General features: G+C 44.9%; 2 tRNA genes. Both read left to right on the top strand.

Annotation, left to right across the window (positions count from 1 at the left end):
* Positions 1-92 precede the first annotated feature (92 nt).
* A tRNA-Asn gene (locus DWZ69_RS11920) sits at positions 93-164 on the top strand.
* Positions 165-195: 31 nt separating this feature from the next.
* A tRNA-Glu gene (locus DWZ69_RS11925) sits at positions 196-267 on the top strand.
* The last annotated feature ends 136 nt before the right edge of the window (positions 268-403 follow it).

Consider the following 403-nt stretch of genomic DNA (forward strand, 5'->3'; position numbering starts at 1 on the left):
AAAGAGGAGTTATCTCCGGATGTGAAATTTTTCAGTGTGTGGTTTTGAATGTACAATGCATTCATAGTTCAGATAAGATCTGATGAAAATAATCCTCGATAGCTCAATGGTAGAGCACTCGGCTGTTAACCGAGGGGTTGTAGGTTCGAGCCCTACTCGGGGAGTTTTTTTGTACTATATGGTACGAAAGGAAACGGCTCCTTGGTCAAGCGGTTAAGACATCGCCCTTTCACGGCGGTAACACGGGTTCGATTCCCGTAGGAGTCACGCAGACTAAAAGAATTTAGTGGCAAGAAAGACTTGGTTCTGTTGAGGAAGCAGAAAGGTTGATAATAAATACGCCGATGTGGCTCAATTGGCAGAGCAGCTGATTTGTAATCAGCAGGTTAACGGTTCGAGTCCG

Origin of the sequence: Eubacterium sp. AF34-35BH, from assembly GCF_003477765.1 — a bacterium.
GTDB lineage: Bacteria > Bacillota > Clostridia > Lachnospirales > Lachnospiraceae > Eubacterium_G.